The following is a 4,186-nucleotide window of genomic DNA, read 5'->3' on the forward strand; positions in this document are numbered from 1 at the left end:
GTAAAAAACTCTCGAAATTTCAGGTTCGCACTACAACCTTCGTTCTTTTGAACAAAAGTTTAAGCACATCGTTGTTTAATTTACAAGGTACAATCTGCTGTTTTCAAAGAGTTTTCACAACTTTTCGTTGTTCTTAACCGCTCATCAACAGCTTATTTAGTATATCAAAACCAGAAGCGTTTGTCAAGAACTTTTTTCAAATTCTTTTTCAGAACCTCAATCGGTTCTAAACCAAACTTTTCGGTTTTGCGCTTGTCTCTCAGAGACAGCTTTAATAGAATACCAAATCCGACAGCGAATGTCAAGTACTTTTTTATTTATTTTTGTGCCACACAATGCCTGTATTATAATAGTATACCTGCCTTTCTCCGTCGCGCGCCCTGTAAGCCGCATCTAACCTTGACATTTCCCCCAATTTAGTGTATAATTCCGCTCTTGTGGGAACTTTTTTACAAGGAGAACGGTTTATGAAAAAAGTTGGTTCACTGATCAGACAGCTGCTGCCACGGTGTGATGTGCCGCTGCGCCAAAACACAAGGGCGCAAAAGCTGCTCCTGCTGCTACTGACACCGCTTACCGCGTTTTGGCTGATGCAGCTTGTGCTCGGCTCTCCGCCGTGGAATATGAGCGCAGGCGTGGCGCTGGCTAACTGGCTATGCCTCAGCGCACTCTACTGGATCGGCTGTGCGATTATCGGCTATCCGGCGGTCTGCTGCGTGCTGCTGCACATTCTGGCCGGTATGTGGGGCGCTGCGAATTACTTCGTTTCTGTCTTCCGCGGCACACCTATTCTGCCGTGGGACTTTAAGGCACTCGGTACCGCTGTAGCCGTTGCAGGCAGTTACAGCCTGTCTATGACCTGGCAAATCGCCATCTGCATTATGCTGGTCACGCTGCTTGCGTGGGCGCTGCGTCCTTATTATAAGATGGGGCATTTTCGGCTGCGCAAAGGCGATCTGCTGCGACGCGGTTCCGTGCTGATTGCCGGTCTGCTGTGTCTCATCCCAATCGCCCACCCGCAAATACTGGGCATGTTCGGCGTAGAGACCGACGTGTGGGATCAGCTCGGTGCGTACCAGACCGGCGGTGCCGCTGCAGAATTTCTGCGAAACACCGAATTTATGGAAGTGGAAAAACCGGATGATACCACGCCAGAACGCGTCAACGCCATTGTATATGGTGCAGAGGATGACCCGACACCGAATGTCGGCGTTGATCACCCGAATATTGTTGCCATTATGAATGAATCATGGGCGGACTTTGAGGACTTCGGCAATCTGACGCTTACGGAAAGCCCAATGAATTACATCAGCAGTGTGTCGAATGCAATCCATGGTCACGCCTACACCTCGGTATTCGGCGCGGGCACAAGCACGAGCGAGTTTGAGTTCCTGACCGGTAATTCGATGAACTTCCTGCCGTCGGGCAGTATCCCGTATCAGCAGTACATCCTCGGTCCGACGGATTCGCTGGCTACGCTGCTCAAGGGCTACGGCTACGAAACGCGTGCGTTCCATCCGGGTGAGCAGACCTCGTGGCAGCGTAATATCGCGTATCCGCGTCTGGGCTTCGACTCATTCAAGTGCGGCGAGGACATGGACGTACCGCAGACCGAGGAGCACGGCTACGTCAGCGACGATTCCGACTTCGAGCAGATTATTTGGGAGTTTGAGCATAAGGACGAAAGCACACCGCTGTTTCTGTTTAATGTGACGATTCAAAACCACGGAAGCTACACGGTTGAGGATTACCCCGCTGAGGTGCAGGTCGTCGATGAGCCGGGCGTGTACCCCAAGGCAGAGCAGTATCTGACGCTCGCCAACAAGACCGATGAGGCCTTCAAAAAGCTGATCGACTACTTCTCGTCACAGACTGAGCCGACCATTCTCGTTATGTTCGGCGATCATCAGCCGTCTGTCGAGCAGGAATTTCTCGATAAGGCGTACGGCGTCACCCAGGACGAAATGACCATGGCACAGTATATGGATAAGTTTAAGGTGCCGTTCATCATCTGGGCCAATTACCCGCTGACCGGCGATTCGACAAAGATCACCAGCCTGAACTTTCTCGCGCAGTATGTGCTGCGCAACACAGGCATTGAAACCAGTGCCTACGGAAAATACCTGTGGAATCTGCAGAAAACCATTCCGGCGATGACCTTTGCCGGCTATTTCGATAGTGAAGGCAACGCATACAGCCATCTGGATACCACAAAATTTACCCCGCTGATTGAAGATTACGAGCGCGTACAATATAACAACCTGTTCGGCGGCGACGAACGCCAGGCAGAACTGTTTGCCTCTCCAGCAAGTACAACTTCAAGCGACGCCGCAAACGCAACCAGTGGCAATTAAACAGAAGCGACTGCTATTGAACAGCACCCCATTTGTTAGACAGTATGATATGCTATCTAACAGATGGGGTGATTTATTATATCAAGAGGAAAACCGAACAAACGATACACGCCGGAGTTTAAGAAGCTGGTCGTGGAAACCATGATGGAAGAAAGGTTGAGTTACTGCGAAACAGCGAGACGATTTGAAGTAAGCAGTGCCACTCAGGTCAGAAACTGGAAGCGTATTTATCTATCAGAAGGGTCAGAGGCATTGGCCATCGAACGACGCCAGCACAAAACGCTAGTAGTTCAGAAACTAAGGCAAAAATATTCTCTAAATCTTCTGCTTTCCATCGCTCAACTGCCCCGTGCAACGTTCTATTATCACTTGAAACAAATGCGGAAAACAGACAAATATACATCCGCTAAGGAAGAAATCACAACGATTTACCACGAAAACAGGGGCCGATACGGCTACCGGCGGATTACGACAGTGCTGCGCAGCCGAGGGTTCCTTGTGAATCATAAAACCGTTCAGCGACTTATGAAGGAGTTAGGGCTGATTTGCCGCGTCCGAATGAAGAAATACCGTTCTTATGAGGGAAATGTGGGTAAAGTTGCACCAAATCTGTTAAATTGGGATTTCCATGCAGACAAGTCCAATCAGAAGTGGGTCACGGATGTGACGGAGTTCAACTTGTTTGGGGAGAAACTCTATCTGTCCCCGATTCTCGATCTGCACAGCAGCAATCTGGTCAGCTATACCATATCGGAGCGTCCCGTGCTCAGCATGGTGACAACCATGCTGAACGAGGCATTTGCAAAAATGCCGGACGGAACAAACCTCATTCTCCATTCTGATCAAGGCTGGCAGTATCAGCACAAGCAGTACCAGCGCATGCTCCGGGAGAAGGGCATCCGGCAAAGCATGAACCGTAAAGGAAACTGTCTGGATAATGCTGTGATTGAAAACTTCTTTGGAATACTCAAAAGTGAGCTATTGTATCTGCAGGAATTTCAGTCCATGGAGCACTTCAACCAGGAGCTCATTGAGTATCTGGACTACTACAACAACCGCAGAATCAAGGCAAAGCTAAAGGGCTTGCCGCCTGCAATTCACAGACAACAAGCCCTTTCGGCTGCTTGAACAATTTTTACGACGAATTTTTGTCTAACTTTTGGGGGTCACTTCATATGCAGTCGTTTTTATTATCTAAAATCCATCTAAGTCCAAGCATGTGCTTTACCTGATAGGCCCCAGCCACCAGCACCCGTAAACAATTCGCGCGACACGGGTATGTTGCGCCTGCGTAGACTTAACCGCATGTGTAGCAGCAAAGAATCTGACACTGCGAATAGGTCGAGAAATGGGAGCACACTGTGCTCCCCTACAGTAGAAAAGATCCTCTGCCGTTCCCCTTTTCGGAGCGATCGCTGGTTTCTGGTTTGCGCCAAACTAAGAAGTAAAGGAAAATGGGAGCTAAGAGGGTAGAAACCGTAGGTGTCTACCCTCAAAAGAAAAAGCAGCAACTTTCGTTGCTGCTTTAGATGTAGGCGTTGAGTTATCTTCCCGGGCCGTCGCCAGCCAAGTATTGTCACCGTAAACGAGCTTAACTACTGTGTTCGGAATGGGAACAGGTGTACCCTCGTCACCATTAACACCTACTATTTCGTTGCACATTCCTGTGCAGCTTTATTATACCATACCATCAGCCTACTGTCAACATCTTTCTTGAAGAAATTTGGTGACCCGTGGGAGAATCGAACTCCCGTTTGCGGCGTGAGAGGCCGCCGTCTTAGCCGCTTGACCAACGGGCCATAACAGTTAGACTTCCGGTATTTCTCGGTTCC

2 protein-coding genes, 1 tRNA gene, 1 rRNA gene and 1 pseudogene are annotated in these 4,186 nt (G+C 49.4%); 3 read left to right on the top strand and 2 right to left on the bottom strand.

What is annotated here, in order from left to right:
- Positions 1-467: 467 nt before the first annotated feature.
- The 3 genes and pseudogenes from DXB00_RS16010 to DXB00_RS16015 all read left to right on the top strand — a co-directional run bounded on the left by DXB00_RS16010 (position 468) and on the right by DXB00_RS16015 (position 3,482).
- Positions 468-2,354 (top strand): LTA synthase family protein, encoded by a 1,887-nt coding sequence (locus DXB00_RS16010; protein WP_118730438.1) that lies wholly within the window; start codon positions 468-470, stop codon positions 2,352-2,354.
- A 78-nt stretch (positions 2,355-2,432) separates the two neighbouring features.
- Positions 2,433-2,627: pseudogene (locus DXB00_RS18330) on the top strand (transposase); the annotation flags it as partial.
- A complete protein-coding gene (locus DXB00_RS16015; RefSeq protein WP_442861158.1) occupies positions 2,607-3,482 on the top strand; it encodes an IS3 family transposase in 876 nt (291 codons plus the stop codon). The pseudogene DXB00_RS18330 and the gene DXB00_RS16015, both read left to right, overlap by 21 nt.
- A gap of 402 nt (positions 3,483-3,884) precedes the next feature.
- Here DXB00_RS16015 and rrf read toward each other — a convergent pair.
- Together rrf and DXB00_RS16025 are read right to left on the bottom strand one after the other, a co-directional pair.
- Positions 3,885-4,001, bottom strand: a 5S ribosomal RNA gene (gene rrf / locus DXB00_RS16020).
- Between the two features lie 77 nt (positions 4,002-4,078).
- Positions 4,079-4,153 (bottom strand) — tRNA-Glu (locus tag DXB00_RS16025).
- Between the last annotated feature and the right edge of the window lie 33 nt (positions 4,154-4,186).

This window comes from Butyricicoccus sp. OF10-2, from assembly GCF_003481925.1.
GTDB lineage: Bacteria > Bacillota > Clostridia > Oscillospirales > Butyricicoccaceae > Agathobaculum > Agathobaculum butyriciproducens.

Excerpts from the sequence above, each read along its gene's own strand:
- DXB00_RS16010 (WP_118730438.1), top strand. The coding sequence starts at position 468 with ATGAAAAAAGTTGGTTCACTGATCAGACAGCTGCTGCCACGGTGTGAT.